Here is a 25,663-nt window from a genome sequence, read left to right on the forward strand (position 1 = left end):
CCGAGAACACGGTGCGGTTCCTCGGCCACGACACCCACACGCACGACGTGCCGCACCTCATCCACGTCTCGCAGGGCACGGCGCACCTCTCGATCGACGGCGACGAGGTGACGCTGCACCGCCACGAGACGGTGTGGCTCGCGGCGGGGATCCCCCATGCCGCGCGCTACGAACCCGACAGCCTCGTGCTCGGGCCCATGCTCTCGCCCGAGTCGTCGCCGCCCGTGCCCGTGCAGCGGCTCGGCGCGGTGCCGTCGATCACGGCGATCATGACGATGATCCTTGGGGGTCGCGCCGCGCACCGAGGCGCAGATCGGCGAGCTCCGGCACGCGCTCGATGCGGCGCTGCGCGAGCTCGGGACGGCGCACTTCGTGGTGCCCGTCCCCGCACATCCCGTCGTCGCGCGCGTCGTGCGGGACGCCGCCCGCTCGTCGCGGACGCCCACCGAGCTCGCGGCCCGGCACGGGACGAGTGCGCGGCACGTGCAGCGCGTCGTGCTGCAGGAGACGGGCCTGCCGTTCGGCCGCTGGCGCGCCCGGGCACGACTCAACCCCGCGATCGCGCGGCTCCGTGCGGGCGAGTCGTTCGAACAGGTCGCCCGCGCCGTCGGCTACAGCTCACGCTCGGGCCTCGCGAAGGCGCTCGCGCGCGAGGTCGACGACGCGACGCTCGCCGCGTTGCGCGGCACCGAGCGCTCGGACTGAGTCCGGCGGCAGCACCCGTCCACAGCACCCGATTGCAGCACCCGTCGCGCCCGACGGTCGACCCTGGCGGCCGACGCCGAGGCGCGGTCGCCTACCATCGGAGCATGGCACGAGTCGCGACGTCACGGGCGGGCCGCGAATGAACCGTTTCGTGCGCGCGTTCCTGCAGCTGTTCGCCGCCCCGAGGCTGAACATGCTCGAGGACTACCCGAAGGTGCGCCAGTTCCAGCGCACCCTCGCGGCTCGGCCCGCGAGCACGTTCCGCTACCTCGACCGCGAGGTGGTCTCCGCCGACGGCGACCACCCCATCGCCGTGCGGCTCTTCGAACCTCGCGAGCGCACGCGCGACGAGGTGCTGCTGTTCTTCCACGGCGGCGGCTGGGTGACGGGCGACATCGAGAGCTACACGCCCGCGTGCGCGACGATGGCCGATCTCACGGGCTGCCTCGTCGCGTCGGTCGACTACCGGCTCGCGCCCGAGCACCCGTTCCCCGCGGGCCTCGAGGACTGCGAGCGCGTCACGCGCCTGTTCCTCGACGAACCCGCCCGGCTGGGGGCCTCGGACGCCGACCGGATCGTGCTCGTGGGCGACTCGGCGGGTGGAAATCTCGCGGCCGTCGTCTCGCTGCGGCTGCACGCGGCCGGGCATCGCGGCGTGCGCCGCCAGATCCTGCTCTACCCCGTCACCCAGTGCGACCACGATCCGCGCACCTCGCCGTTCCCGTCGGTCCGGAACCTCGGCGACGACTACCGGCTCACGAACACCGAGGTGCAGGACTACGTCGAGCTGTACGTGCCCGACGGCGTCGAGCGGAGCGATCCGGACGTCGCGCCGCTGCTGGCACCGGATCTCGCGGGGCAACCCGAGACGCTCGTCATCACGGCCGAGCTCGATCTGCTGCGCGACGAGGGCGAGGCGTACGGCGAGGCGCTCGCGGCGGCCGGTGTCGATGCGCGCGTCCACCGCGTCGACGGTGCGCTGCACGGCTTCATCTCGCTGCCGCGGTTCTCGCGGTCGCTGCGCGAGGCCTACGAGGTGATCAACGCGTTCCTCGACGAGCCCGTCACCACCCGACCGTCGACGGTGGAGGCGGCGGAGTGAGTCGGGCGCGCGGACGGCGACCTCGCAGCGCCCGGACGCGCCGCGCATGGGTGCGGCTCGACAACGCGTCGAACATCTTCCTCGCCGCCCGCACCGACGCCGATCCGAAGGTGTTCCGCATCGGCGCCGAACTCGACGAGGACGTCGATCCGGCCACGCTGCAGGCGGCCGTCGACGAGACGTACGCGCGGTATCCGCTGTACCACGCCGTGCTCCGGCAGGGCATCTTCTGGTACTACCTGCAGGACAGCGATCTGCGGCCCGTCGCGCAGGCGGAGCGGCTGTCGACGTGTGCCGCGATCTATCACCCCGATCACCGCACGCTCCTGTTCCGCGTGCTCCACCACCGGCGTCGCATCTCGCTCGAGATCTTCCACGCGCTGTCCGACGGCACCGGGGCGCTGTGGTTCCTGAGTGACCTCGTGCACGCGTATGCGCGCCGTCGGGCCGCGCAGCGTCCGGCCGGGGATGCCGAGGGCGTCTCCGACGCCGACGACGTGGGGGAGCGCGAGCCGGCCGACCCGGGCGACGAGCTCGCGTCCCGCGGCGGCGTGCACATGGCGCCCGACAGCTTCGCGCACTACTTCCGCCGCCGCTCGGCGCGCACGGACGAGCAGGCGGACGACGATCCGGATGCCGCGTTCACGCAGGCCGCGACACCAGCGCTGCTGACCGTGCAGGCCGGGCCGTCCGTCCCCGCGGACGCCGAGCCCGCGCGGACCCGCGCGGTGCCGTCCCGGCGCCCACCCGTGCACCGCGTGCGCGGCACGCGCACGCCCGACAACCGACCGCGCACGATCGAGCTCACCACCGACGCGCAGGCCGTGCTCGCGCTCGCGCGCGCCGCGGACGCGTCGATGACGATGTATCTCACGGCGCTGTTCTTCGAGTCGATCCGACGATCGTCGGGCGGGCTCGGCCGGGCGCGGACGCTCGCGGCCTCGGTGCCGGTCAACCTGCGACAGTTCTTCCCCTCGGACTCCGCGCGGAACTTCTTCGCGACGATCCGCGTCGCGCACACCTACGGCGAGGGCCCCGACGACGTGGCGAGTGTCGCGCGGGAGCTCGAGCGGCGGTTCCGACCGAAGGCGACGCCGCAGGCCCTGGAACGCAAGCTGCGGCGCTTCATCGGATTCGAGCGGAATCCGGTGCTGCGGGTCGTGCCGCGCCCGCTCAAGGATCTGCTGCTCGGTGCCGTCAACCACGTGAACAACCGCGGGCTCACGGTGGCCGTCTCGAACCTCGGCCGGGTCGTGCTGCCGGAGCCGGCCGAGTCGCGCGTCGCGCGGATGATGTTCCACGTCACGGCCGTGCGTCCGCAGTTCTGTGCGCTGTCCCACGCGGGGCGGCTCACGATCAGCTTCACGTCGCCGTTCACGGAGACCGATCACGTGCGGGAGTACGTGCGCATGCTCACGGAGCAGGGCGTGGACGTTTCGGTCGCGGCGACGCGCGTCACCGAGGCGGAGCTGGTGGACGCATGACGCGCTGTGATGCCTGTCGGGCGGAGGTCGAGGGGGAGTGGCGCTCGTGTCCGCTGTGCGGGGGTGTGCTGCACGGGACGGCGGTCGCGGATCCGTTCCCCGCCGTGCCGCTCGCGTTCTCGCGGCGGCGTGTGCTGTCGGTGCTGCTGCTCGTGTCGGTCGTGGCGGTGGCCGCGTCGTTCGCTGTGCAGTGGTTGTTCGGGGGTGGGCCGGATGCGATCGGTTGGTGGCGGTTCGTGTGGCTCGGGGTCGCGTCGATGTGGATCATCGTGTTGCTCGCGGTGCGCAAGCGGCGTGATCCGGCGAAGGGCACGGCGTATCTCGTCGTCGTGGTGGGGCTCGTGTGTGCGTACTGGGATCTGTTGACGGGGTGGCACCGCTGGTCGACGACGTACGCGATCCCGATCGTGTGCGGTGCCGCGATCATCGCGTTGCTCATCGTCGTGCGGGTCATGCGCACGGAGGTTGGCGACTACATCGTCTACAGCGGGTTGACGGTGTTGCTCGGGCTCGTGCCGGCCGTGTTCCTCCTGTTCAGGTGGACGACGAATCCGTGGGCGTCGGTCGTGTGCGTGTTGTTCAGCGTGTTCGTGCTCGTGCTCATGCGCGTGTTCCGGGGGCGCGAGGTGCGGCACGAGCTCGCGAAGCGGTTCCACGTCTGAGAGGTCGCGCTGCTCGGGCGCGCTACCCGGTCGTGATCCCACGGCACATCGTCCCGGAAGCTGTCGGGGCTGGTCGCCGCGACGGCCGTGATCGAGGAGGGACGGACATCTCGACAGGTGCTGGACCGTGCAGCGAAGCGGAGCCGTTCGACACGTCCGTGCCGGTTCATGGCTCGCTGCTGCGGGGCCGTCCGGTGCCGGCGATCCATCACCGTGCCCGAGCGACCTGGACCGTGCGGCAGCGTTGCCGCTGAGCTGCAACGACGGAGTGCTCGGAGTGACTTTTGGGTGGCTTTGTGGTGGTTTCGACGTACCCTTGAATCCAGAGACGAGGGAGGTCTTCAGGACATGAGCACCATCAAGGCCACCTACCAGGCCGTCGTTCGCCTCGACGTCCGGGAGGTCACTCGGCGCCTCAACGCCGCCCTCGGCCCAACGCTCGTGGCGGCGCTGGCCGGCGCGCGCGACCCGAAGTCCCCTCACAAGTGGGCCAAGGAGGGTGGCCCTGAGCCCCGACACCAAGCAGTGAAGCGGCTCATGTTCGCATACGAGCAGTGGCAGGCCGTCGCCGACGCCGAGGGTGAGCACGTTGCCCGCGTCTGGTTCATCGGGGCGAATCCGTGGTTGGAGTACGACACTCCGGTCAATGCCATCCGACAGGGCCACTTCAAGCAGGTCGCCAATGCGGCGCAGGCGCTCGTCGACGACTCGTTCAGTGGCTGAAGTGGTCAGGGGCCGCAAACGCTGTCGTCGGACCGGTCTCGCGCTCACACCCGGCCCGAGCCGTGCGGTCAGGGTCGCGCGCCAGTCCTATGGCCCATTGGATCCGATCGAACGTCGTCCCGACTCGCCCGTCGAGGGGTGGTCGCGCTACGACACGCTCGGACGCACCGTCTACGCATGCGCCGCTCGGCAGACCGCCTACATGGAACTGCTCGCCCCGTACCGATCCGACGTCAACCGTGAGCGTCAGGCACTGCAACCCGTCGCCGACCACATGCGAATACCGCTGGAAACGCTCTGGGCCGAGATCGTCGACGACTGGGAACGGGCGGGCACTGCCAAGGCCAACTGGCTCCCGACTGTCTTCCGGGAGGGGCGTGCGCTGTACACCCTCGAGTTCCCGGAGGGCTGGTGGGTGGATATCGCAGCCACCGAGACCCTGACCGCACTCGACGACCTCTTCGCCGACTCCTGGGGCACATCGGTCGGACTCGTGACGAGTCAACTCACTCTCCAGCACATCACCTCGGATGACCGCTCGATCACGACCGCTATCGCCACGCTGCTGCGCGAGTACGTCACCCTCGAGGACGAGACAGCTCCACTCGGAATCGAATTCCCCTCCAAGCACGGTCATCCAGCTGATGGAACCGGTGCATGTTGGGCCTACTGGATGCGGGGCCGCGATGCCGGACTGACCGAGGGGGCATCCGTCGTGCGCATCGACCCCATCGAAGCAACCGACCCCGCCTACCGAGCGGTCCTCGATTTCTGCAAGATCAGGTCACGGTAGCCCGCACCTGTGTATCCCGACCGGGGCGTGGCCTCGCCACACGCTCCTGCCAACTCGCCGGCGCCAACCGTGCTGAACTGCAGCGGGAACGTCGAGCGCCACATCCGCGCCCGTGCCGCGGAACTCTTCCCCGCTCGGACTCGGCGTTCGGGCTCGGACCTCGCGGGCGGCATCGTGCTGCGGGGTCCCCGTGGCAATGCCCACCGGCTGCATGAGGCACAAGGTGATCGATCACCGGCGCCGGTGGCGCGCTGTGCGGTCGACAACGTCCTGGCCCCGGATGGACGGTGACCGGATCGGTATAACCGGATGCAGGCAGGACGGTGCATAGACGGAAACCGCGCGCTCAGATCACGCCCGTTCGATGCAGCGCGACGCCGTCGCATCCCTGGGTGGTCCAGTCGGCCGGGTCCTGCGAGTCCGGTGCGCCGTAGAGGGCCGAGTAGTAGTCGTCACCGTAGGTGAAGACGGGCGGGTCGCCGGGGTCGTCAGGGTGCAGTTCCCACCACAGCTTGAACTTGTAGTCGTGGCCGAGCGCATCCATGCATTCTGCGGTGATGAACTGCTGGTCCGTCCAGCGACGTTCGTCGTCGCCCTCGTCAGTGCCCTCGGGGTCGGGGTAGGTGACCTCCGAGCGATCCGAGTGAGCGTCCCAGTAGCGGACACCGAAGCGGTCGGTCTCGAACGGCGTGATCGTCTCGGTCGGGGTGGGCGTCGATGTCGTCGCGGCCTCCGGGACGGCGGACCCCGAGGGGATCGGCGGGGAATCGCCGCTCGCGCACGCGCTGAGCAGTGTCGCCATGAGGGCGACCGTCGCGAGTGGTATGAAGATTCGTGGCACGGCGATCTCCCGGATCGTGGAGCGAATGCCGAGTCTCGCACACGCATACGTCCGGGTGCCGCAACGTCTCGTGATCCCCACCGTCGATTCGTTCCGCGCCGGTGACCGTGGCATCGAACGCTCGCCCGGTCGGGCGCTCCCGTGAGCGTCGTCCGATGCCGCCGAGCGGCCCGAACGACGCTCCCCGGGCCCGCGTCCGGTCGTCCTACTCGGCCGGTGTGGCCGGTTCGATGTCGTAGGCCTTCTGCACGAGCGGTGCGCGTTCGCGGCCCTCGTTCTGGTGCCGCGCCCACACCTCGTCCATCTGCTTCCACGTCGCGTCGACGGTGTCGATCGGAAGGACGTGCCGGTAGGCCGTGTCCTCGCCCGTCACGACGGCGACCGTCGTCTCGAAGACCGGCTCTGGGTCGAACTGTTCGTGCGGGAAAGCGAGCTCCTCGTAGTCGAACACGCGGGTGGACGGGTCGTCGCGCCACTCCTTCCACGTCTCGAACATCGTGTCGTTGAAGCCCGTGAGGAACGGGCCGGGGTTGATGGTCGCGACCTGGATCCCGAACTCCGCGAGCTCCTGGTGCAGGGCGTCGGCGAACGCCTCGACCGCGTGCTTCGAGGCCGAGTAGGCGCCCGTGAACGGGTCGGTCGTGAGCCCCGCGACCGACGACATGAACACGATCTTGCCGCTCCCGCGCCGCACCATGCGGCGCCCGACGATCTGCGTCAGCAGCACCGGCCCGAGCACGTTCACGTCGAACTGACGCTCGAGCCGTGCCGCGGGGATGTCGAGCGTCGAGCCGCCCTCCGAGACGCCCGCGTTGTTGACGAGCACGTCGATGTCACGATCGGCGAACTGTGCGCGATCGCCCGCGTCGGTGACGTCGAGCTTCACGACCTCCAGTTCGACCCCGCGTTCCGCAGCCGCCTCGCGCAGTGCGGTGACCTGCGCGATGATCTCGACGCCGGCGACGACCTCGTGCCCCTGGGCCGCGAGTCGCAGCGCGATCTCCTTGCCGAACCCCGTGCCGGCACCCGTGATGAGGATGGTTGACATGATCTGACTCCCTTCCGCGATCGATCGGGCGGCCCTCCGCGGCACCCCGAGCCGAGCAGCCGGGGGAGTCGCGGACGGCCCGCGGCTCGGACCGCGGGCGACCGCCCGAGCCGAACACGGTAGCGCCGTCGCCTCCACGTGCCGTCAGTGCGGTGGGCCCGGATCGGGCGTGGGGGTGGGGCGCGCTAGCGTCCGAGGCATGACGGAACTCCGAGGACAGCGTTGGGCCGTGACGGGTGCGGCCGGGAACATCGGCCGCGCCCTGCGCGCACACCTCGCCGACCAGGGGGTCGCGCTCGTGTCGATCGATCTGCGGGAACCGGCGGCGGTCTCGACAGACGACCACGTACTGCAGACGGACATCGGCGATCCGGCGGCCCTCGACGTCGCCTTCGACGGCTGCGACGGTGTCGTGCATCTCGCGGGCATCGCCGACGAGGCCGACTTCCACGACCTCGCCGAGGTCAACATCGTCGGTACCTACCATGTGCTCGAGGCAGCCCGGCGCGCAGGCGTCGGTCGCGTCGTGAGTGCCGGGAGCAATCGGGTGACGGGCGCCTACGACGTCGACACGATCGTCGACGAGTCGATGCCGCCCCGGCCGGACGGCTTCTACGGCGTCTCGAAGGTCGCGGTCGAGGCCCTGAGCCGCCTCTACGCGGACAAGTTCGGACTCCGCACGGTCGTGATCCGCATCGGGAGCTACGAAGCTGCCCCCTCGACGGCGCGCGAGATGCGCACCTGGCTGAGCCCGGCCGACGCACTTCGCGCGTTCGACGCCGCGATGACCACCGAGCTCCCACACGCGGTGTTCTACGCGGTGTCCGCGAACCGTGGCCGATGGTGGAGTGCCGAGGCGGGGGAGGCCGTCGGGTTCCGGCCCGTCGACGACGCGGCCCGGCACGGTCCGGTCGACGCGATCGCACCCGGCACACCGCAGGGCGGCACCTATGCGACCGCCGCGTACTCGCTCGAGCGCATGCGCGCGCGCTGAACGAGCCCGCCACCACCCGACGTCAGACCGACGGCAGCACCTCGCGGACTCCGGCCCCGGCCCAGCGCGCCACCCACCTCGCCGGCCCGACCATCCGCGGGGAGCTGCGGGGACCTCGCGGTCGGCCGAACCACCCGACGCATGCCACTCCGCCGGAGTCCGAACCGGAACCCGTCACCCGACCGCCTGAGCGGTCTCGAGGTCAGTGATGGAAGGTCTCGCGGTGCCCGGCATCGGGCAACGGTGACTGCAGGCGGTCGAGGTAGTCGACCTCGGCCCGGATGTCGGCGAGGAGTCGGTCGGCGAGGTCCATGCTGAGCCCCTGGCGCACGACGATCCGCTGCACGGTGAGATCGGCGAGGTCGTCGGGCATCGGGTAAGCGGGAACGAGCCACCCGCGCATCCGCAGTCGGTCCTGCAGGTCGTACAGGGTCCAGTTCCGCTCGCCGGGGCGCAGCCGCCACGCGAACACGGGGATGTCGCTGCCGTCGTTCCAGAGCTCGAACGGGCCGATCGCCGCGATCTCACGGGCGAGGTACCGGGCGACCTCCCGCGATCCGCTCTGCACCGTGGTGAACCCTTCGCGCCCCAGCCGCAGGAACACGTAGTACTGCAGCAGCACCTGCGCGCCCGGACGCGAGAAATTGAGCCCGAACGTCGGCATCTCACCGCCCAGGTAGCTCACCTTGAAGATCAGATCGTCCGGAAGCAGTGAGGCATCGCGCCAGACGACCCATCCCAGGCCGGGATACACGAGACCGTACTTGTGGCCCGAGGTGTTGATCGAATGCACACGGGGCAGCCGGAAGTCCCACACGAGGTCGCGCTGCAGGAACGGAGCGATCATCGCGCCCGAGGCACCGTCGACGTGGATGGGAACATCCAGGCCCGTGGCCTCCTGGAACCGGTCGAGTGCTGCGGCGATCTGCGCGACGGGTTCGTACATGCCGGTGTAGGTCACGCCCATGATCGCGACGACACCGATCGTGTTCTCGTCGACGTACCGCTCCAGCTCATGACCGTCGAGGGTCTTGTGCGCCTCGCTGATGGGGACGAAGCGGAGCTCCACATCGAAGTAGTTGCAGAACTTCTCCCAGCACACCTGCACCGCGCTCGACATCACGAGGTTCGGGTTGCCGGCGTCACGCCCCGCGGCCTGTCGGGCCTGTCGCCATCTGCGCTTCCGCGCGAGGCCGCCGAGCATGCACGCCTCCGACGAGCCGATGGTGGAGGTGCCGATCGAACGCGCGGGATCCGGGGCGTTCCACAGATCCGCGAGCATGTGCCAGCAGATCTCCTCCACGTGCGCCGTGGCCGGATACTCGTCCTTGTCGACGAGGTTCTTGTCGGCGCCCTCCAGGTACAGCCTGGCGGCCTCGTCCTCCATCCACGTGGAGACGAACGTGGCGAGATTGAGCCGCGCATTGCCATCGAGCATCGCCTCGTCGCGAACCAGTTGATAGGCGGTGCTCGGCAACGACTCCCCGTCCGGGAGTGTGCCCGAGCGGTGCGCGATGCGGCGCTCGAGCGGTTGATCGAACGTCGGTGTGAGTGCGCTTCGAGGTGCTGACATGACGTCTTCTCCTTCGACTCGTTCGTACACGGGGACGGGCACGAACCGACCGCCTGAACCGGCACGAGGGCCTCGGCGCGTCTCACCCTACGTCGGGGCGTCCCGGTGCGGGCTCCGCGAATGCTCCGTCTTCGACGCCGGTCACGGCGCGCGCCGTCGCCTCACGCCTCGGCCCGGCGCTCCACCTCGATCGCCTGCCCGATCGTGAGCGAGTAGATGCGCGACAGCTCGGGGTCGGCCGGGTCGCCCGACACGTATGCGACCGAGTCGACGTGCTCCTCGAACGCGTTCACCTTGTCGCGCGGTGCACCAACGACGAGCTGGAAGCCGAGCCCGCGCAGCGCGGCGAGCGAGCGGCCCGTGTACTCGTTGTCGGCCTTCACGAAGCCCTCGTCGAGCACGATCGGTGCGTAGCTCGGCACCCGGTCCGTGCCGTCGCCCAGCCGGTAGCGCAGCGCCGCACCGAGCACGAACGCGATGAGCTCCTGTCCCTCACCACCCGACTTGCCCGCGACGCCCTCGTGCACGAGCTGCGTCCCGTCGGCACGCGTCTCGATCGCGCGGAACTGGAAGTGCTCGCGCGCGTCGAGCACCCGCCGCCGCCACGCATCGCCCGTCTTCGAGCGTTCCTCGAGCTTCGCGAGATCCCGCCGCAGCGAGAGGAACTCGCGCTCGATCGCCGCCGGATCCTGCTCCGCCGCGCGCACCTGCGCCGCCGTGTGCGTCCGCAGCACACGCTTGAACTCCGCGAGATCGCTGTTCGAGACGGGCTTCGGGTCGATGTCGAGCGTCGAACCCTGCCGGAACTCGATGCCCCGCAGCGCCTGCGAGATCGGGCGCACGCCGCGACGGATCGCGTGCCCGTCCTCCTCGATCTGCGTGAGCAGGGCCCGCAGGCTGTCGCCCATGCTCGTGCCCACCTTCGCGAGCCAATCGGCCTTCGCGTGCGGCAGATCGTCCTCCACGAGCGTCCGATGGATCGCGAGCACCGCCGGCAGGCTGTCGATCGTCGCGTCGATGCCAGCGTTGCGGTCGAGCTCCAGATACCGCTCGAACGTGAGCACGAGCAGCCGCTCGTGCTGCTCCCGCTGCCGGTCGTGCGCGTCGATCTGCTCCCGCAATCGCGCGGCCGCATCGCGGTACGAGCGCTCGACATCGGCGGCCTCCCGCGGCGACTGGAACGGCAGCGGCGCGAGCAGCGCGAGCTCGTCGGGCGTGAGCGGCTCCGCGTCGGCGAGCGCGTCGCCGAACGCGTCCTCGATGTCCACGAGCGCCGCGTGCGTCGCCTCGAGCTCGTCCACGCGTCGCTGGATCTCCGCGGCACGACGCACGGCCACGAGCCGCGCCTCGTCGTGCTCTGCCGCGAGACGGCGCAGCTCGTCGAGCTCCGGCCGCTCGACCGAGACCCGGTCGATGCGCTCCTGCAGCTCGGCCACGCGAGCGGCCGAGGGGCGCGTGTCGATGTCCGCCCAGTCGAGGTCCGCGGCGCGCTCGAGCGCCTCGGCCCGCTTCCGGCGCCGCGCGGCGCGCACCTCGATCTCGTCCCACTCGACGCGCGCGGCGTCCAGCTCGGCCTGCAGCTCGCGGATCTGCGTCTCCAGCTCGTCCACGCGGCCCGCGTTGTCGAGTCCGATCCACGAGGCGAGGCGCCGGTCGTCCTTCACGACCCGATCGCGCGCCCCCGTGCGCAGACCGTTGCGAGTCACCGCGCCCTTCACGCCCGCGGGCAGCGGCGCACCGAGTTCGTCCGAGGTCTCGACGCACAGCACCGAGCGGTCGGCGACGAGCTCGTCGCGCAGCCACCCGACGAACGGGCTGCGCTCGTCGAGCCGCAGCATCGACGGGACGGTGCCCGCGATCGGCGTGCGGCTCGCGGCGCGGCCGCGCGCCGCGGGCACGAGCGTGAGCCGACCGCGCAGATCGTGCTCGTCGACGTAACGGCGCACGGCCGGGAAGTCGTCGGTGTCGACGAGCAGCTGCATCGCGAGATCGCCCACGACGCGCTCGATCGCGCGCGTCCAGTCGCGGTGCTCCGGATCGACCTCGAACAGTTCGCCCGCGTACGGCAGCTCCGCGACCGGGATGCCCGTGCCCTCCGCGATGCGCCGACGTCGCTCGATCGCCTCGTCGGGCACGTTGCTGCGGCGGTGCCGGAACGAGTCGCGCTGCCGCTCCCGCTCCGCGAGCGCGAGCTTCGCGAGCTGGATGCGGCCGGCGAGCTCGCGCCGCGCCTCCTCGTCGGCGGTGGGGACGTCGGCGGTGCCCGACTCGCTTCGGCCGTCGGCCTCGGCGAGCTCCCGCAGCTCCTCCTCGGAGCCCGGCAACGGCAGACCCGCGTCGATGAACACGCGCTCGAGCCGCTGCCGCTCGCGGTCGACCTGCCCGTACTGCAGGCGCGCGAGGCGCAACTGCTCACGCAGCGATTGCGTCGGGTCGCCACCCTGGTCGGCGATCTCCGCGAGCGTGAGGTCGTGGGCCCGGCGGGCGTCGAGCTCGTCCGCGGCGGCGGCCTTCGCCTCGTCGACGAGCTCGCGCTTCGCGGCGCGCACGCGTTCCGTCTCGGCGTGCACCCAGTCACCGACACGTCCCGCGAGCCACACGCGCAATCGGCTCTCGCCCTCCCCGTCCGGGCCCGAACCCGCGAGGAGCCGACGCTTGCCCGTCGCGTCCTCGCTCGCCGCGCGGTACTGCTCGGCCTGGCCGGGCACCGACTCGAGGATCTCGAGCTTGCGCCGCGTCGTCTCGAACACGTCGTAGAGCGCCGACGCCTCGCGGTACGTGCCGAGCGTCGTCTCCCAGCGGGAGAGGGCGCGCGGCTCGGTGAGCACGAACTGCTTGAACAGCTCGTCGATCGAGAAGACGCCCTTCGACGCCTGGGCACGCCGCAGGAGGGTGAGCGCCTTGAGCTGCGACTCGTCACTGCCGCCGATGCCGAGCTCCCGGCACAGGCGTACGCGCAGCTCCGGCTGCGAGGTCGTCACGAGGTCGGTCGCCGGGTCGACGAGTCGCGAGAGGGAGCCGCGCGTGAGCGGCGACGACGCGCCCGCGTCGGCGCGCAGCTCGGACAGGCGCGACAGGTCGAACTCGCCGCGCGCGAGCAGATACACGGTGGAGCTCGTGACCTCGTCCTGCCCCGACGTCTCGGCGCCGATCCACACGAGGCGGGCCGCCGTGAGCGTCTCGCCGAGTTCGGTGCGCCACGTGATCGCCGCGCCGCTCGCGAACTCACGCCCGAGGGGCCGCAGGAACCTCGTCGTCACGCGATCCGAGTTCGCGTCCTTCACCTCGTCGGTCTTGCCGCGCGCGTAGGTGTAGACGGTGCGCTCCGCGCGCTGGCGGGCGTCATCGCGCGCGGCGCGGTTGAACTCCTGCGGGTTCGGCATGATGACCGCGGCCATCGCGTCGAGGATCGTCGACTTGCCGCGGCCCGTCGGGCCGAGGATCGCGATGCCGCCGCGCCCGACGGGCATGCGGTGCAGGCCGCCGTAGCTGCCCCAGTTGAGCAGCTGCACGAGCTCGATACGGAACTGGCCCGAGTGGAGCATGCCCGTGTCGCGCTCGAGGCCGTCCTGCTCGGCGAGGATCTCGTCGAGCAGGAACTCGTCCGGTTCGCCCGGGGCGCTCGCGTCGCTCGGCTGGCCCGGCTCGCTCGGCTCGTCGGGCTCGCTCGGCTCGCCCCGCTCGTCCGTCGACGGTGTCGCGGGGGTGGCCGTGGCCGGGGGCGCGTCGGCTGTCGGGGTGACGGTCACGGGCGCTGCTGCCTCGGCCGCCTCGCCCGTCGTCGCCTCGGCGGACTCCCGCGCCGCTGCGTGCTGCTCGTCGCTCATGCGCGTCCCTCCGTGCCGTCCTCGTCGTCGCCGGGTGCCGCACCGCCACCGGGCCCGCCGTCGAGCACTCCGCTCGTGTTCTCGTCGTCCCTCGCGCCCGCGAGATAGACCTGCTCGAACCTGGCGAGTTCGGTCGTCGTGATGACGGGCACGATCGCCGGCGAGACGACGAACAGCTCGGGGTCGTCCGGCTCCGCGTCGAGCAGCCCGAGCCGCTCGACCGCCGCGATCGCCGCCGCCACCCGCCGGTGCGAGCGGACCTCGTCGTGCGATTCGTCCGTGTCGAAGCGGCTCAGGAACTCGGCGATCTCGTCGCGCGACACGACGACCGCGTCGTCCGCCGCGTCGGCGAACGCGTGCTCGCGGCGCAAGTGGATGAGGAGGAACGTCGCGTCCCGCGAGAGCGGTTTCTCGTTGCGCAGGAGCACGGGCACGTCGTCCTCGCCGTTCTGCCGCTTGAACGCGACCTCGTGGTCGCGGTCGATCACGAGCTCGAGGAACAGCTCGTCGAGTCGGGCGCGGATGTCCGGCTCCGAGTCGAGCAGCGCCTTCCACGCGTCGGGCTGCTTGGCCCGCGTGATGAAGCGGTGCGTGAGCAGGATCACGAGTGCCTTGCGCGCCGGGCGGGGGAGCTCGTCGGTCACACGGTCGCCGAACGCGTCGGCGTCACCGAATGACTCGGTCTCGCCGAACGGGCGGGAGTCGCCGGACCGCCCGGATTCGCCCTGCGCGCCGGCGGCACCGCTCGCGCCGTCGGCCACGACCTCGTTCTCGTCCGGCGCGTGGGCCGTGTTCACATCGCGTGCGCCCGTCGTGTCGCCGGTCATGCGGGGTCCTCCTGCGTGCGCGGCCCGTGGCGCGCGTCGTCGTCGGTCGTGGGCGTGTCACTCGTGGCGCGCCCGGTCGTCGCGGTGGCGCCGTCACCGGGGGACGGCTGCCCGTCCGGCTCCGCCGGTGCGTCCGGCTCCTCGCGCGCGAACACGACGAGGGGCAGCGTCACCTCGCGACCCGTCCCGGCCGTTCCGTCGACGCGGACGCGGTCCCGTCCCTCCTCGTGGACGGCGTCGCGTTCGATCGCGAGATCGAGCACGCTGAGCACGAGGCCGAGGCGGCGGAACTCGGGGTCGGTCGCGGCGTACACATCGGCGCCCGTCACGGTCTCGCGCGTCGCGAGCAGGTGTTCGACGGTCGCCTCCGCCGCGGCCGCGCTCGTGCCGGCCGCGAGGCGCAGCGCGAGCCGGTCCTCGTTGGGCAGCGTCGTCGCGTCGGTCGCCGCGACGACGTCGACGCTCGGGCGCCCCCGGTCGCGCCACGGCTGCATCTGCGAGACGTCGCGCACATCGGCGCCGCCGAGCCCGAGTACGTCGACGGGCACGGTCACGCGGCCGGGGCGATGCGCGACCCACGCGTCGCCCGCCTCGAGCGCGCGCTCGGTGAGCGTGAGCAGGCGGTGGTGCTTCTCGGCACCCGAGCGGGTGAGGAAGCGTCGCAGCGACGACGTCCAGCGGCTGTAGCTCTCCTGCACCTCCTGCTCCTCGGCGAGCAGCGAGGAGATGAGTGATTCGAGGCGCGTGCGCTGCGACTCCGTGAGCTCGGCGGCGAACGGTCCCTCGAGGATCTGCCCGATGTCCTCCCGCATCGCGTCGATCCCGCGGGACGAGAGCATCGCCGCGAAGCCGCGGTACGCGCGTCCCTCGGGGGTCTGCTCGAGCAGATCGTTCTCCTGCAGGTAGCGGTCGACGAGCGCGCCCTTCCCGATGCGCTCGAACGACGCCTTGCGGGCGACCTCGCGGTGCCGCTGCTCGACCATGCCGCTGAGCTGGCGGAAGCTCTCGGGCAGTGACGACGTGAGCCGGACGACCTCGTCGAGCTGGCGCGCGGCCGCCTCGGGCGCGACGCGCTCGGGCCCCTGCGTCTCGATCGCGGCGCGACGCGCCCGGAGCGCCTCGATCTCCTCGTCGATTCGTGCGAGCTGCGCCTCCGCGCTCGGGTTCGCGAGATCCGCGAGGCGGCGGACGGCGTGCGTGATGCTCCCGAGTCGCGCCTCCGAGACGGCGCTCTCGTGGGCGCCCAGCTCGCGCACGATGCGCAGCGCGCGCAGCGCGTGCTGGGAGAGGCGGTAGTGCGCGCGTCCCTCGGGGCCGCCCGCGCGGGTGCGCACGAGCCAGCGCCGCTCGACCCACGCGCGGCAGTAGGCGGCGGGATCGGGGCGGGGATCGTCGCCCGCGCGACGATCGCCGTCGGCGGCCTCGTCACGCAGGCCTGGGGCCTCTGCTTCGTCGTCCGCGTCGTCGTCCGCAGCCTCGTCGTCGTGCGCAGCCCGCTCGTCGTCCGCAGCTCCGAGGTCCGTCGCGTCGTCGTCCGCCGCACGGTCGTCCGTCGGGTCGTCGGCGACATCCGCCGCGCCACCGCGCGTCGCGAGGTCTTCGCCGTCGTCCCCCTCGCGGCGCACCTCGACGGCCCGGTCGGTCGCGAGTTGTGCGAGCACCTCGGCCACGCGCTGGTGGAACCAATCGGCCGAGACGGGTGCGACGGCACGCTCGAGGCACCGCGAGAAGAGCGGGATGATCCACCGGCCGTTGTGGCTGCGCAACAGCGCCCACGTCGGGTCGCTCTCCCACACCGCCGCCACGTCCGCGTCGCGGAGGGCGCCGTCGGGCGGCGAGGCAGGATCCGGCACGCGTGCTCCAGGGATCGGGGTGGGGAGGAATGGCGGCTCCCGCGACGGAGGTCCGCGACGGCAGCGCGTACGAGGGTAGCCGAGAGCCGACACATGCCGTCCGCGGGCGACGGGTCGCGACCGCCCTACCGCGACCGGATGGCGGATCTGCACACTCGCCGGGCGCACGATTGGACGAATCCGCGCGATCGTCGCGTCGCCTCGTGTCTAGCCTGACACCACACCGGCCTGACACCGCACCGGCACGGGCCGAACGATCCGGACGAACTCCCGGCGAACAGTCCCGGCGAACGACAAAGGGGAACGCGATGACCGATACCACCGAGACCACGACGAGCGAGCTGCCCGTCGTCCCGCACTGGATCGGTGGCGCCGAGCGCGCCTCGACGAGCGGCCGTACGGCGCCCGTCCACGACCCGGCGCTCGGTGTCGTCACGAAGAACGTCGGTCTCGCGGACCGCGCCGAGATCGACGAGGCGATCGCCTCGGCGGCGGCCGCGTTCCCCGCGTGGAGCCAGCTCTCGCTCGCGCGCCGGCAGGCCGTGCTGTTCAAGTTCCGCGAACTCCTCGACGCGCGGAAGGGTGAGCTCGCCGAGATCATCACGAGCGAGCACGGCAAGGTCGTCTCGGACGCCCTCGGCGAGATCTCGCGCGGCCAGGAGGTCGTCGAGTTCGCGACCGGTCTCGCCCACCACCTCAAGGGCGAGTTCAGCGACCAGGTGTCGACGGGCGTCGACGTCTACTCGATCCGTGAGCCGCTCGGCGTCGTCGGCATCGTCTCGCCGTTCAACTTCCCCGCCATGGTGCCCGCCTGGTTCTTCCCCATCGCGATCGCGGCGGGCAACACGGTCGTCCTGAAGCCCTCCGAGAAGGACCCGAGCGCGGCGCTCTGGCTCGCGCGCCTCTGGAAGGAGGCGGGGCTCCCGGACGGCGTGTTCAACGTGCTCAACGGCGACAAGGAGGCCGTCGACGGCCTGCTGACCCACCCCGACGTCGCCGCGATCAGCTTCGTCGGCTCGACCCCCATCGCGAAGTACGTGTACGAGACGGGCACGGCGCACGGCAAGCGCGTGCAGGCGCTCGGCGGTGCCAAGAACCACATGCTCGTCCTGCCCGACGCCGACCTCGACCTCGTCGCCGACTCGGCGATCAACGCGGGCTTCGGCTCGGCGGGTGAGCGCTGCATGGCGATCTCGGTCGTCGTCGCGGTCGAACCCGTCGCCGACGAGCTCGTCGCGAAGATCGCCGAGCGCGCGAAGGGACTCCGCACGGGCGACGGCCGCCGCGAGTGCGACATGGGCCCGCTCGTCACGCGCGAGCACCGCGACCGCGTCGCGAGCTACATCGACATCGCCGAGCAGGACGGCGCCGAGGTCGTCGTCGACGGCCGCGGCATCGAGGTCGACGGCGAGGCGGGCGGTTTCTGGCTCGGCCCGACGCTCATCGACCGTGTGCCGACGTCGAGCCGCGTTTACACGGACGAGATCTTCGGGCCCGTCCTCGCGATCGTCCGCGTCCCCAGCTTCGACGAGGGCGTCGCACTCATCAACTCGGGCGCTTACGGCAACGGCACCGCGATCTTCACGAACGACGGCGGCGCGGTGCGCCGGTTCCAGCGCGAGGTGAAGGTCGGCATGATCGGCATCAACGTGCCCATTCCCGTCCCCGTCGCGACGTTCAGTTTCGGCGGCTGGCGCGAGTCGCTCTTCGGCGACACGAAGGCGCACGGCGCCGAGGGCGTGCGGTTCTACACGCAGCAGAAGGCCATCACGAGCCGCTGGCTCGACCCGAGCCACGGCGGCATCAACCTCGGCTTCCCCGAGAACGCCTGAGACCGGGGCGCGCGTGGGCCGGGGGGCCGCGCGCGTCCCCCTCGGCCGGGCAGATCGGGCCGGCCAAGAACCCGGCACCCGCCGCGCCACCCGGCGTGCGTCGCGTGCCACCCGTCGGACGGTTCGTGACGGCCGTCAGGCGGCATCCCCGTGCCGGGTCGAGCATCGTGCTCGACCTCGCCTCGTCCGCCGCCCGACCGGGCCGCCCCCACCGGTCGGGCGGCGCGCGGGATCACAGCGGTGCCGGGTCACGCGCGGACGGTCGCGCTCCCGATCGCGTCTGGTCCTCGCCGACCCTCGAGCAGTCGCAGAGCGGTCCACAGTTCCGCGCGATCCGCGAATCGGGCGAGGTCGACCTGCAGCAGCTCCTCGACCGTCCGGAGCCGGTTTCGGAGTGTGTGCCGGTGCACCTCGAGTTCGCGCGCCGCGGGGTCCCACGCGCCGTTGTGGCGGAGCCAGACCTCGAGTGAGCGCAACAGCACCGCGCGCTCCGGCCGCCCCGGCTCGAGCAGGGGTGCGAGCATCCGCCGGGCGAGCGGCGTCGCCCCCGCGGCCTCCAGGAACCCGATGATGCCTTCGTCCGCGAGGTCGGCGAACGCGACGACGGGCCGCTCCGGCGTGGCCCGCTCGAGCGCCCTTCGCGCCTCGGTGAGTGCACGATCGAGCTCGCCCCAATCGGCCTCGGTCGAGACCCCGGCGTGCAGTCCGTGCCGCTCGGCGAGCGCGACGATCCCGTCGAACGCCCCTCCTGCGGTCAGCACGACGACGTCCCCCTCGTGCTGCGCGTGGAACACCTCACCCCCGGCGCCGTCGGCCCGCACCTCCAGCTCGCTCAGCGCCGCCCGTTCGGGGCCGGGCTCGCCTCGCACGACGACCGCACGGAACGGGACGGCGGGCAGCCCGTCCCACAACCGGTCGGCCGTCTCGCGCGCCACATCGAACACTCCCGCGAGCAGGAGTTCGAAGACGCCCGCACGAACCCGCAAGCGCGCGGTCTCGAGCGTGCTGCTCTGCTCGAGCGCGATGCTCGCGAGGCCGATGACGCTCGAGATCAGGTCGTGCTCGGCGGCGTCGGGCGGTGCCGGTGAGCCGACCACGAGCACACCGCGGAGCCGACCGCGCTGGCCGAGCGTCTGGAAGGTGGCACCAGCGTCGCCCCGCTGCACCCGGCCGCCCGAGGTCGCGCCACGCTGCAGCGCGAGTCGTACCGCCTCGTCGATGTCCGCCGCGAGTGCGGGCGGGACGTCGGCGCCGCCCTCGGCGAGCATGCGCCGGCCGGCGGCGTCGAACAGCACCGCCCACGTGCGCAATTGCTGTTCGAGCGCGCGCAGGACGGCGCGCAGTCCGTCGGGCCGCATCGCGGCCCGCGCGACGACCCGCTGGGCCTGCCGCGACCACTCGAGCTGCTCGTGCCGATCGGCCGCGATCACGTCGGCGACGTGGCGGATGATCGCGATGAACGGCGTCCGCTCCGCGACCTCGACGAGCGGGAACCCCGATGCGCGGCACGCACGGACGAGACCCTCCGGGACGGCGTCGTGGGCGACGGCGGTCGCGAAACCGAGCGCGAGCACGCCGCGCGACCGGAGCCGCTCGACGTAGTCGTCGGCGGCGACCGGGGCGTCACCGAGGAACTGCATGCCGTCCGTGAGGAGGAGCTGATCCGGTTCGAGCCACGGTGTTGGGTCGGCGAGATCCGAACTGTGCACCCATGAGATCGCCCGATCCATGACGTCCTGATCATCGAACCCCGTGACCGTGCGCAGCGCGAACTCGTCGTGCGCCAGCAGGGAACGCAGCGTCGTGGGCATGTGGGCCTCGATTCCGGGGCGGAACGGGGAGGCGCACATCGGCGGATGCCGCGTGACCGCCACGCGGCGGCGTGACAATCCGTACAGTCGATGTGCGTCAGTATGGACAGAAGCGTAGGTCACTGCCGGATGATCCGGGGGAAGATGGTCGTCCGCACGATCCCAGGAGGAACCATGAGCTTCGAACCAGGCCTCACCGACGGCCCCACGAGCGACGAGGTCGTGGCCGCCGACCTCGCGCACGTCTTCCACTCCTGGTCGGCGCAGGGATCCCTCGCCCCGATCGCGATCCGCGGCGGCGAGGGCAGCCGTGTGTGGGACCACGACGGCAACCGCTACCTCGACTTCTCGAGCCAGCTCGTCAACGTCACGATCGGTTACCAGCACCCGCGCGTCGTCGAAGCCGTTCGCGAGCAGGCCGAACGGCTCGTGACGATCGGCCCCGCCGCCGCGAACGAGACCCGCGCCGAGGCCGCCCGGCTCATCGCCTCGCACGCGCCCGAAGGCTTCGAGAAGGTGTTCTTCACGAACGGCGGCGCCGACGCGAACGAGAACGCGATCCGCATGGCGCGCCTGTACACCGGGCGCGACAAGATCATCTCGCGCTACCGCTCGTACCACGGCAACACGGGCGCGGCGATCGTCGCGACCGGCGACTGGCGCCGCATCCCCAACGAGTACGCGCGCGGCCACGTCCACACGTTCGGGCCGTACCTCTACCGCTCCGAGTTCTGGGCCGACAGCCCCGAGCAGGAGACCGAGCGCGCGCTCCACCACCTCCGCCGCGTCGTGCAGGCGGAGGGGCCCGAGTCGGTCGCCGCGATCCTGCTAGAGTCGATCCCCGGCACCGCGGGCGTGCTCGTCCCGCCGCCCGGTTACCTGCGCGGCGTGCGCGAGATCGCCGACGAGTACGGCATCGTGCTCATCCTCGACGAGGTCATGGCCGGCTTCGCACGCGCCGGTCGCTGGTTCGCGTTCGAGGACCACGACGTGACCCCCGACCTCATCACCTTCGCGAAGGGCGTCAACTCGGGCTACGTGCCCGTCGGTGGCGTCATCATCTCCGACCCGATCGCGCACCACTTCGACGACCGCGTCTTCCCCGGCGGCCTCACCTACTCGGGCCACCCGCTCGCCGCGGCGAGCATCGTCGCGTCGATCCGCGCGTTCGAGGACGAGGGCATCGTCGAGCACGCCCGCATGATCGGCGACGAGCACATCGGGCCGGCACTGCGCGCGCTCGCGGAGCGTCACGACGTCATCGGCGAGGTGCGCGGCGTCGGCGTCTTCTGGGCGCTCGAACTCGTGGCCGACCGAACGACGCGCGCGCCGCTGCCCGCGGCCGACGTGGCACGCATCAAGTCGGGCCTCGTCGCTGCGGGCCTCCTGCCGTTCGTCGCCGACAACCGCATCCACGTCGTCCCGCCGGCCGTCGTGACGGCAGCCGAGGTCGCGGAGGGCGTCGGCATCATCGACGACGTGCTCTCGCGGGTCTAGGCGGTCGGCCGCCGACGGCGGGGTCGCGGGTCGGGCGGATGCTCGGCGATCGCGACCCCGGCCGTTCGGCGACGAGCGAGATCACGGGCGTCCCAGGCGTCCCAGGCGTCCTCTGTCGGCCGCCCCGAGTGTGCGGCCCACGTGGTCCACGCGGTGTACGTCGGCGAGCGGCGGCTGCTCCTGGGCGCCTGCGCTCCTGCGCTTCTGTGCGGCTGCGGGGCGTGCGGCCGCGCCTGTGGGCCCGTGTGTCTGCGGGCCGTGCGGCCGTGCGGCCGTGCGGCCGTGCGGCCGTTGAGCGTGTGCGCTACCGCGTGCTCGTCGCCTGCGCGCGCCGCCGCAGCGCCAGCTCGCGGAGGGCCAGGAAGAGCGGGAACGTGAACGCGACGGCGATCGCGAACGAGAGGACGACGAGGATCCAGGCCCACCGACTCCACCCGAGCCGGTGTCCCTCGACGAGCATGAAGATGCTGACGACGATCGCCACGACGATGATGTCGACGGCTGCCGATGAGCTCGCGGGGTTCGCGAACCACCCATCGAGATAGCCGATGTCCGGCATCGACGAGATGAACGCGATGTTGTAGGCCCAGGTGCCGATCGCACCCACGATCGCCAGGACGGCGTAGACGATCGCGAGGACCGGTGGGCGACTCGGGGTCGATGCGCGCGTCATGATCTCTCCTCCGTGGGATCGGTGACCGATGTCGGCATTGATAGTAACAGTATCGAGAGTCATACTGTCAGGATGCGTATCTCCGAACTCGCCGACGTCACGGATGTCCCGGTCGCGTCGATCAAGTACTACGTCCGCGAGGGATTGCTCTGGCCGGGCGAGCGGGTCGGGCACAACCAGACCGCCTACACCGACGCACACGCCGACCGGCTCCGCCTCGTTCGAGCGCTCCTCGAGGTGGGCCGATTGAGCATCGCGAGCGCGAAGCAGGTCATCGCCGCGATCGACGAGCCCGAGCTGGAACTGCTCGAGGTCCTCGGGATCGCGCAGCAATCTCTGCCCGCGGCTCCCTCGCGGCCGACACCCGAGTCCCTCGGCCGAGTCGAGGCCCTCGCGACCGAGCGCGGCTGGACGTCGTTCTGCACGCCGACGCCGAACCCCGGCCTCGCGCTCGCGGCGGCCGCCCTCGACGGCATGCACGCATCGGGCCTCGAGAACGTGCAGCCGCTGCTCGGAAGCTTCGCCGAGGCGGCGGAGACCGCCGCGAGAGCCGACGTCGACTTCGTCCTCTCCACCACGAACCGCGACGACCAGATCCGAACGGTCGCCGTCGGGATTCCGCTCGGTGACGCCCTGTTCGCGGGGCTCCGACGAATGGCCCAGGAGTCCGAGTCCGCGCGCAGGCTCGAAACCGCCCCGACGACCCAGGAGTCCGAGCTCGCGCGCGGGCTCGGAGCCGGCCCGACGACCCCAGGGAGCACGCCGTGACCACGACCGAATCACCCAGGACACTCGTGACGTCGACGTTGGATCCACGCTCGACGGGAGCGTGGCACAGGCCCCTGTTGTGGTTCGGTGCCGTGTGCGGCGTGCTCGCACTCGTGCTCGTCGTGGCCGCGATCGTCGACCCGCAGCAGATCCTCGGCCAGAACCGGTGGTTCAAACCGCTGAAGTTCGCGATCTCGATCGGCATCTACGTGGTGACGTTCGCGTGGCTGCTGCAGCAGTTGACCCGGTGGCGTCGGCTCGGGAACGTGCTCGGCACGCTCACCGTGATCGCGCTCGGCATCGAGATCGTCATCATCGTCTACTCGGCCGCGACCGACACCACGAGCCACTTCAACTTCCAGACCCCGCTGTCCTCGACCGTCTTCACGACGATGGGCGTCTCCATCGTCGTCGTGTGGCTCGCCTGCCTCCTCGTCGCCATCGCGATCGTGTTCAATCCGGGCCCCGATCGCGCGCGAACCCTCGCCGTGCGGGCCGGCGTGATCCTCGGCCTGATCGGCATGGCGCTCGCCTTCCTCATGCTCACGCCGACCGAGGAGCAGTTGCGTGACTTCCAGGGCATCGCGGGGGCCCACGCCGTCGGCGTGCCCGACGGCGGGCCGGGAATCCCGTTCTTCGGTTGGAGCACAGAGGGAGGTGATCTCCGCGTGCCGCACTTCATCGGCATGCACGCACTGCAGATCTTCCCTTTGGGCGTGTTGGTGCTCGAACTGCTCGCGCGACGCGTGCCCGCGCTGCGTCACCCGGGCGTGCGATGGGCGCTCGTCGTCGTCGGGACGGTCGCCTTCGCCGCGCTCCTCGCCGTCCTGACCGTGCAGGCCGTGGTCGGCGAGTCGGTCGCGCATCCCTCGGCACTCACCGCGGTGGCCACGGTCATCGTGGCGGTGGGCAGTGTGATCGCCGCCCTGATCGTCCTGATCGTCGGTCCGCGTACCGGTGCCGGCGAGGTGCGGACCGTCCGGGAGGCGACGGAGGCGGGGGAGGCCCCGTGACTGCGCAGCGGGCAGCTCGACGCCTCGGCCCGCGCCGCTCGACCGGCGCCCGGCCTGCGACGATACGCTCCTGAACGGGGCCCCGGAGCGGGGTCCGACGCCTGAGGAGGCTGTGGATGTCGAAGTACCGGGTGCAGAACCCCGCCACCGGGGAGATCCTGGAGTCGTTCGAGAACGCGACCGATGCGCAGATCGAGGAGGTGCTCGCGTCGGCCGATTCGGTCTATCGCGAGTGGCGTGAGCGGAGCGTGCGGGAGCGCGCCGCCGTCGTGAAGCGGGTCGCCGAGCTGTTCGAGGAACGCAAGGACGAACTCGCGCGACTCATCGCGCTCGAGATGGGCAAGTCGATCACCGAGTCCGTCGAGGAGGTCGAGTTCGCCGCATCGATCATCGACTACTACGCGGTCTACGGGCCCGGCCTCATCACGGACGTCGAGATCCCCTCGACCGTTCCCGGTAAGGCGTTCGTGCAGCAGCTTCCCGTCGGGGCGCTCCTCGGCGTCATGCCGTGGAACTTCCCCTACTACCAGGTGGCCCGGTTCGCGGCGCCGAACCTGCTGCTCGGCAACACGATCATCCTCAAGCACGCCGAGATCTGCGCGCGCTCCGCGCTCACGATCCAGTCGATCATGGAGGAGGCGGGCGTCCCCGTCGGCGGCTACCAGAACGTGTTCGCCTCGCACGAGCAGATCGCGACGATCATCGCCGACCCGCGTGTGCAGGGCGTCTCGCTCACGGGCTCGGAGCGTGCCGGCGCGATCATCGGCGCGCAGGCGGGCACGCACCTGAAGAAGTGCGTGCTCGAGCTCGGCGGTATCGACCCGATGGTCGTGCTCGATGCGGCCGACGTCGCCGCCGTCGCGAAGCAGGCGTGGGACTTCCGCGTCTACAACGTCGGGCAGGTGTGCAACTCGAACAAGCGGCTCATCGTCATGGACGAGCTCTACGACGAGTTCGTCGCCGAGCTCACGCGACTCGCGACGGGACTCGAGCCGGGCGACCAGCTCGAGCTGCAGGAGGGCCAGTACGTGCCGCTCTCGACGCGCCAGGCGGCCGAGACGGTCGACGCGCAGGTGCGGAAGGCCGTCGAGGCCGGGGCGACGCTCGTCGCGGGCGGCGTGCTGTCGGAGGGCCCCGGGGCGTACTACTCGCCGGCCGTCTTGACGGGCGTGCCGCGCGACTCCGAGTCGTACGGCGAGGAGATCTTCGGGCCGGTCGCGACGGTGTACCGCGTGCACAGCGACGAGGAGGCGCTCGAACTCGCGAACGACTGCGCGCTCGGTCTCGGCGGCTCGGTGTTCTCGACCGACGAGGCGCGCGCGGCGCGCGTCGCCTCACGGCTCGAGGTCGGCATGGCCCACGTGAACACGATCGCGGCCGAGGCCGCGGAACTGCCGTTCGGTGGCGTCAAGCGCTCGGGCTTCGGCCGTGAGATGGGCCCGCTCGGTATCGGCGAGTTCGCGAACAAGCGCCTCTACTTCGTGAGCGCCTGACCGCGCCGCCCGCGCCGACCGCGCCACCCGGCGCGGTCACCCCACCGGTGAATACCGGGCGGTTTTCGGGGTTCCGGGGCACCCGGAACCCCGAAAACCGCCCGGTATTCGTTCGTTGGGCACGTACGATCTCCGTGTGGGGGA

The 25,663-nt window shown here is 71.4% G+C and carries 20 protein-coding genes; 12 read left to right on the forward strand and 8 right to left on the reverse strand.

Features of this window, described 5'->3' with window-relative positions; translation table 11 throughout:
* Positions 1-282: 282 nt before the first annotated feature.
* The 6 genes from HNR16_RS17735 to HNR16_RS00295 all read left to right on the forward strand — a co-directional run bounded on the left by HNR16_RS17735 (position 283) and on the right by HNR16_RS00295 (position 5,469).
* The gene (locus HNR16_RS17735) at positions 283-705 is read left to right on the forward strand and encodes a helix-turn-helix domain-containing protein (RefSeq protein ID WP_218868343.1); all 423 of its coding nucleotides are present in this window, start codon (positions 283-285) and stop codon (positions 703-705) included.
* A 139-nt stretch (positions 706-844) separates the two neighbouring features.
* Positions 845-1,807: an alpha/beta hydrolase gene (locus tag HNR16_RS00275; RefSeq protein WP_158041555.1), complete on the forward strand. Its 963-nt coding sequence runs from the start codon at positions 845-847 to the stop codon at positions 1,805-1,807.
* Positions 1,804-3,291, forward strand: a complete 1,488-nt coding sequence (locus HNR16_RS00280) for an alcohol acetyltransferase (RefSeq protein WP_158041554.1) — start codon at positions 1,804-1,806, stop codon at positions 3,289-3,291. Before HNR16_RS00275 ends, HNR16_RS00280 begins: the two co-directional genes overlap by 4 nt.
* Complete coding sequence (locus HNR16_RS00285) at positions 3,288-3,953, forward strand: DUF6320 domain-containing protein (RefSeq protein ID WP_158041553.1); 666 nt, start codon at positions 3,288-3,290, stop codon at positions 3,951-3,953. The genes HNR16_RS00280 and HNR16_RS00285 overlap by 4 nt, the downstream gene beginning before the upstream one ends.
* 348 nt (positions 3,954-4,301) lie before the next feature.
* Positions 4,302-4,676 carry a hypothetical protein gene (locus tag HNR16_RS00290; RefSeq protein WP_158041552.1) on the forward strand — a complete coding sequence of 125 codons (375 nt, stop codon included), beginning with the start codon at positions 4,302-4,304 and terminating at the stop codon, positions 4,674-4,676.
* 97 nt (positions 4,677-4,773) lie between these two features.
* On the forward strand, positions 4,774-5,469 hold the full coding sequence (locus HNR16_RS00295; RefSeq protein WP_158041551.1) for a hypothetical protein: 696 nt from the start codon (positions 4,774-4,776) through the stop codon (positions 5,467-5,469).
* Between the two features lie 346 nt (positions 5,470-5,815).
* Here HNR16_RS00295 and HNR16_RS00300 read toward each other — a convergent pair whose 3' ends face one another.
* Together HNR16_RS00300 and HNR16_RS00305 are read right to left on the reverse strand one after the other, a co-directional pair.
* Positions 5,816-6,310, reverse strand: a complete 495-nt coding sequence (locus HNR16_RS00300) for a hypothetical protein (RefSeq protein WP_158041550.1) — start codon at positions 6,308-6,310, stop codon at positions 5,816-5,818.
* A gap of 205 nt (positions 6,311-6,515) precedes the next feature.
* On the reverse strand, positions 6,516-7,358 hold the full coding sequence (locus HNR16_RS00305; RefSeq protein WP_218868344.1) for an SDR family oxidoreductase: 843 nt from the start codon (positions 7,356-7,358) through the stop codon (positions 6,516-6,518).
* 199 nt (positions 7,359-7,557) lie between these two features.
* Between HNR16_RS00305 and HNR16_RS00310 the strand changes: the two genes are divergently transcribed.
* Positions 7,558-8,352, forward strand: a complete 795-nt coding sequence (locus tag HNR16_RS00310; RefSeq protein WP_158041549.1) for an NAD-dependent epimerase/dehydratase family protein — start codon at positions 7,558-7,560, stop codon at positions 8,350-8,352.
* 202 nt (positions 8,353-8,554) lie between these two features.
* On the opposite strand, the gene gad is transcribed toward HNR16_RS00310, so the two are convergent.
* From gad to HNR16_RS00330, 4 genes are all read right to left on the reverse strand, one after another.
* The gene (gene gad / locus HNR16_RS00315) at positions 8,555-9,925 is read right to left on the reverse strand and encodes a glutamate decarboxylase (protein ID WP_158041548.1); all 1,371 of its coding nucleotides are present in this window, start codon (positions 9,923-9,925) and stop codon (positions 8,555-8,557) included.
* Positions 9,926-10,086: 161 nt separating this feature from the next.
* Positions 10,087-13,752, reverse strand: a complete 3,666-nt coding sequence (locus HNR16_RS00320; RefSeq protein ID WP_158041547.1) for an ATP-binding protein — start codon at positions 13,750-13,752, stop codon at positions 10,087-10,089.
* Positions 13,749-14,579: a DUF4194 domain-containing protein gene (locus tag HNR16_RS00325; RefSeq protein ID WP_158041546.1), complete on the reverse strand. Its 831-nt coding sequence runs from the start codon at positions 14,577-14,579 to the stop codon at positions 13,749-13,751. Before HNR16_RS00325 ends, HNR16_RS00320 begins: the two co-directional genes overlap by 4 nt.
* Entirely contained in the window at positions 14,576-16,432 is a 1,857-nt protein-coding gene (locus HNR16_RS00330) for a DUF3375 family protein (RefSeq protein ID WP_179558023.1), read from the reverse strand. The genes HNR16_RS00325 and HNR16_RS00330 overlap by 4 nt, the downstream gene beginning before the upstream one ends.
* Positions 16,433-16,740: 308 nt before the next feature.
* Between HNR16_RS00330 and HNR16_RS00335 the strand changes: the two genes are divergently transcribed.
* Positions 16,741-18,264, forward strand: coding sequence for a CoA-acylating methylmalonate-semialdehyde dehydrogenase (locus HNR16_RS00335; protein ID WP_158041544.1), 1,524 nt, complete (start codon positions 16,741-16,743; stop codon positions 18,262-18,264).
* 248 nt (positions 18,265-18,512) lie between these two features.
* Here the strand turns inward: HNR16_RS00335 and HNR16_RS00340 are convergent, their stop codons facing one another.
* Positions 18,513-20,075: a PucR family transcriptional regulator gene (locus HNR16_RS00340; RefSeq protein WP_179558024.1), complete on the reverse strand. Its 1,563-nt coding sequence runs from the start codon at positions 20,073-20,075 to the stop codon at positions 18,513-18,515.
* Between the two features lie 174 nt (positions 20,076-20,249).
* Between HNR16_RS00340 and HNR16_RS00345 the strand changes: the two genes are divergently transcribed.
* The gene (locus HNR16_RS00345; protein ID WP_158041542.1) at positions 20,250-21,572 is read left to right on the forward strand and encodes an aspartate aminotransferase family protein; all 1,323 of its coding nucleotides are present in this window, start codon (positions 20,250-20,252) and stop codon (positions 21,570-21,572) included.
* Between the two features lie 304 nt (positions 21,573-21,876).
* Here the strand turns inward: HNR16_RS00345 and HNR16_RS00350 are convergent, their stop codons facing one another.
* Complete coding sequence (locus tag HNR16_RS00350; protein ID WP_158041541.1) at positions 21,877-22,245, reverse strand: DUF2834 domain-containing protein; 369 nt, start codon at positions 22,243-22,245, stop codon at positions 21,877-21,879.
* Positions 22,246-22,317: 72 nt separating this feature from the next.
* On the opposite strand from HNR16_RS00350, the gene HNR16_RS00355 reads away from it, so the two are divergent.
* The 3 genes from HNR16_RS00355 to HNR16_RS00365 all read left to right on the forward strand — a co-directional run bounded on the left by HNR16_RS00355 (position 22,318) and on the right by HNR16_RS00365 (position 25,519).
* A complete protein-coding gene (locus HNR16_RS00355; RefSeq protein WP_158041540.1) occupies positions 22,318-23,013 on the forward strand; it encodes a MerR family transcriptional regulator in 696 nt (231 codons plus the stop codon).
* Complete coding sequence (locus HNR16_RS00360; protein ID WP_158041539.1) at positions 23,010-24,026, forward strand: hypothetical protein; 1,017 nt, start codon at positions 23,010-23,012, stop codon at positions 24,024-24,026. Before HNR16_RS00355 ends, HNR16_RS00360 begins: the two co-directional genes overlap by 4 nt.
* Positions 24,027-24,142: 116 nt before the next feature.
* Positions 24,143-25,519, forward strand: a complete 1,377-nt coding sequence (locus HNR16_RS00365; protein WP_158041538.1) for an NAD-dependent succinate-semialdehyde dehydrogenase — start codon at positions 24,143-24,145, stop codon at positions 25,517-25,519.
* Positions 25,520-25,663 lie beyond the last annotated feature (144 nt).

Origin of the sequence: Pseudoclavibacter chungangensis (genome assembly GCF_013410545.1) — a bacterium.
GTDB lineage: Bacteria > Actinomycetota > Actinomycetes > Actinomycetales > Microbacteriaceae > Pseudoclavibacter > Pseudoclavibacter chungangensis.

Excerpts from the sequence above, each read along its gene's own strand:
- HNR16_RS00275 (WP_158041555.1), top strand. The coding sequence starts at position 845 with ATGAACCGTTTCGTGCGCGCGTTCCTGCAGCTGTTCGCCGCCCCGAGG.
- HNR16_RS00285 (WP_158041553.1), top strand. The coding sequence starts at position 3,288 with ATGACGCGCTGTGATGCCTGTCGGGCGGAGGTCGAGGGGGAGTGGCGC.
- HNR16_RS00290 (WP_158041552.1), top strand. The coding sequence starts at position 4,302 with ATGAGCACCATCAAGGCCACCTACCAGGCCGTCGTTCGCCTCGACGTC.
- HNR16_RS00305 (WP_218868344.1), bottom strand. The coding sequence starts at position 7,358 with ATGTCAACCATCCTCATCACGGGTGCCGGCACGGGGTTCGGCAAGGAG.
- HNR16_RS00310 (WP_158041549.1), top strand. The coding sequence starts at position 7,558 with ATGACGGAACTCCGAGGACAGCGTTGGGCCGTGACGGGTGCGGCCGGG.
- gad (WP_158041548.1), bottom strand. The coding sequence starts at position 9,925 with ATGTCAGCACCTCGAAGCGCACTCACACCGACGTTCGATCAACCGCTC.
- HNR16_RS00320 (WP_158041547.1), bottom strand. The coding sequence starts at position 13,752 with ATGAGCGACGAGCAGCACGCAGCGGCGCGGGAGTCCGCCGAGGCGACG.
- HNR16_RS00325 (WP_158041546.1), bottom strand. The coding sequence starts at position 14,579 with ATGACCGGCGACACGACGGGCGCACGCGATGTGAACACGGCCCACGCG.
- HNR16_RS00335 (WP_158041544.1), top strand. The coding sequence starts at position 16,741 with ATGACCGATACCACCGAGACCACGACGAGCGAGCTGCCCGTCGTCCCG.
- HNR16_RS00340 (WP_179558024.1), bottom strand. The coding sequence starts at position 20,075 with ATGCCCACGACGCTGCGTTCCCTGCTGGCGCACGACGAGTTCGCGCTG.
- HNR16_RS00345 (WP_158041542.1), top strand. The coding sequence starts at position 20,250 with ATGAGCTTCGAACCAGGCCTCACCGACGGCCCCACGAGCGACGAGGTC.
- HNR16_RS00350 (WP_158041541.1), bottom strand. The coding sequence starts at position 22,245 with ATGACGCGCGCATCGACCCCGAGTCGCCCACCGGTCCTCGCGATCGTC.
- HNR16_RS00355 (WP_158041540.1), top strand. The coding sequence starts at position 22,318 with ATGCGTATCTCCGAACTCGCCGACGTCACGGATGTCCCGGTCGCGTCG.
- HNR16_RS00365 (WP_158041538.1), top strand. The coding sequence starts at position 24,143 with ATGTCGAAGTACCGGGTGCAGAACCCCGCCACCGGGGAGATCCTGGAG.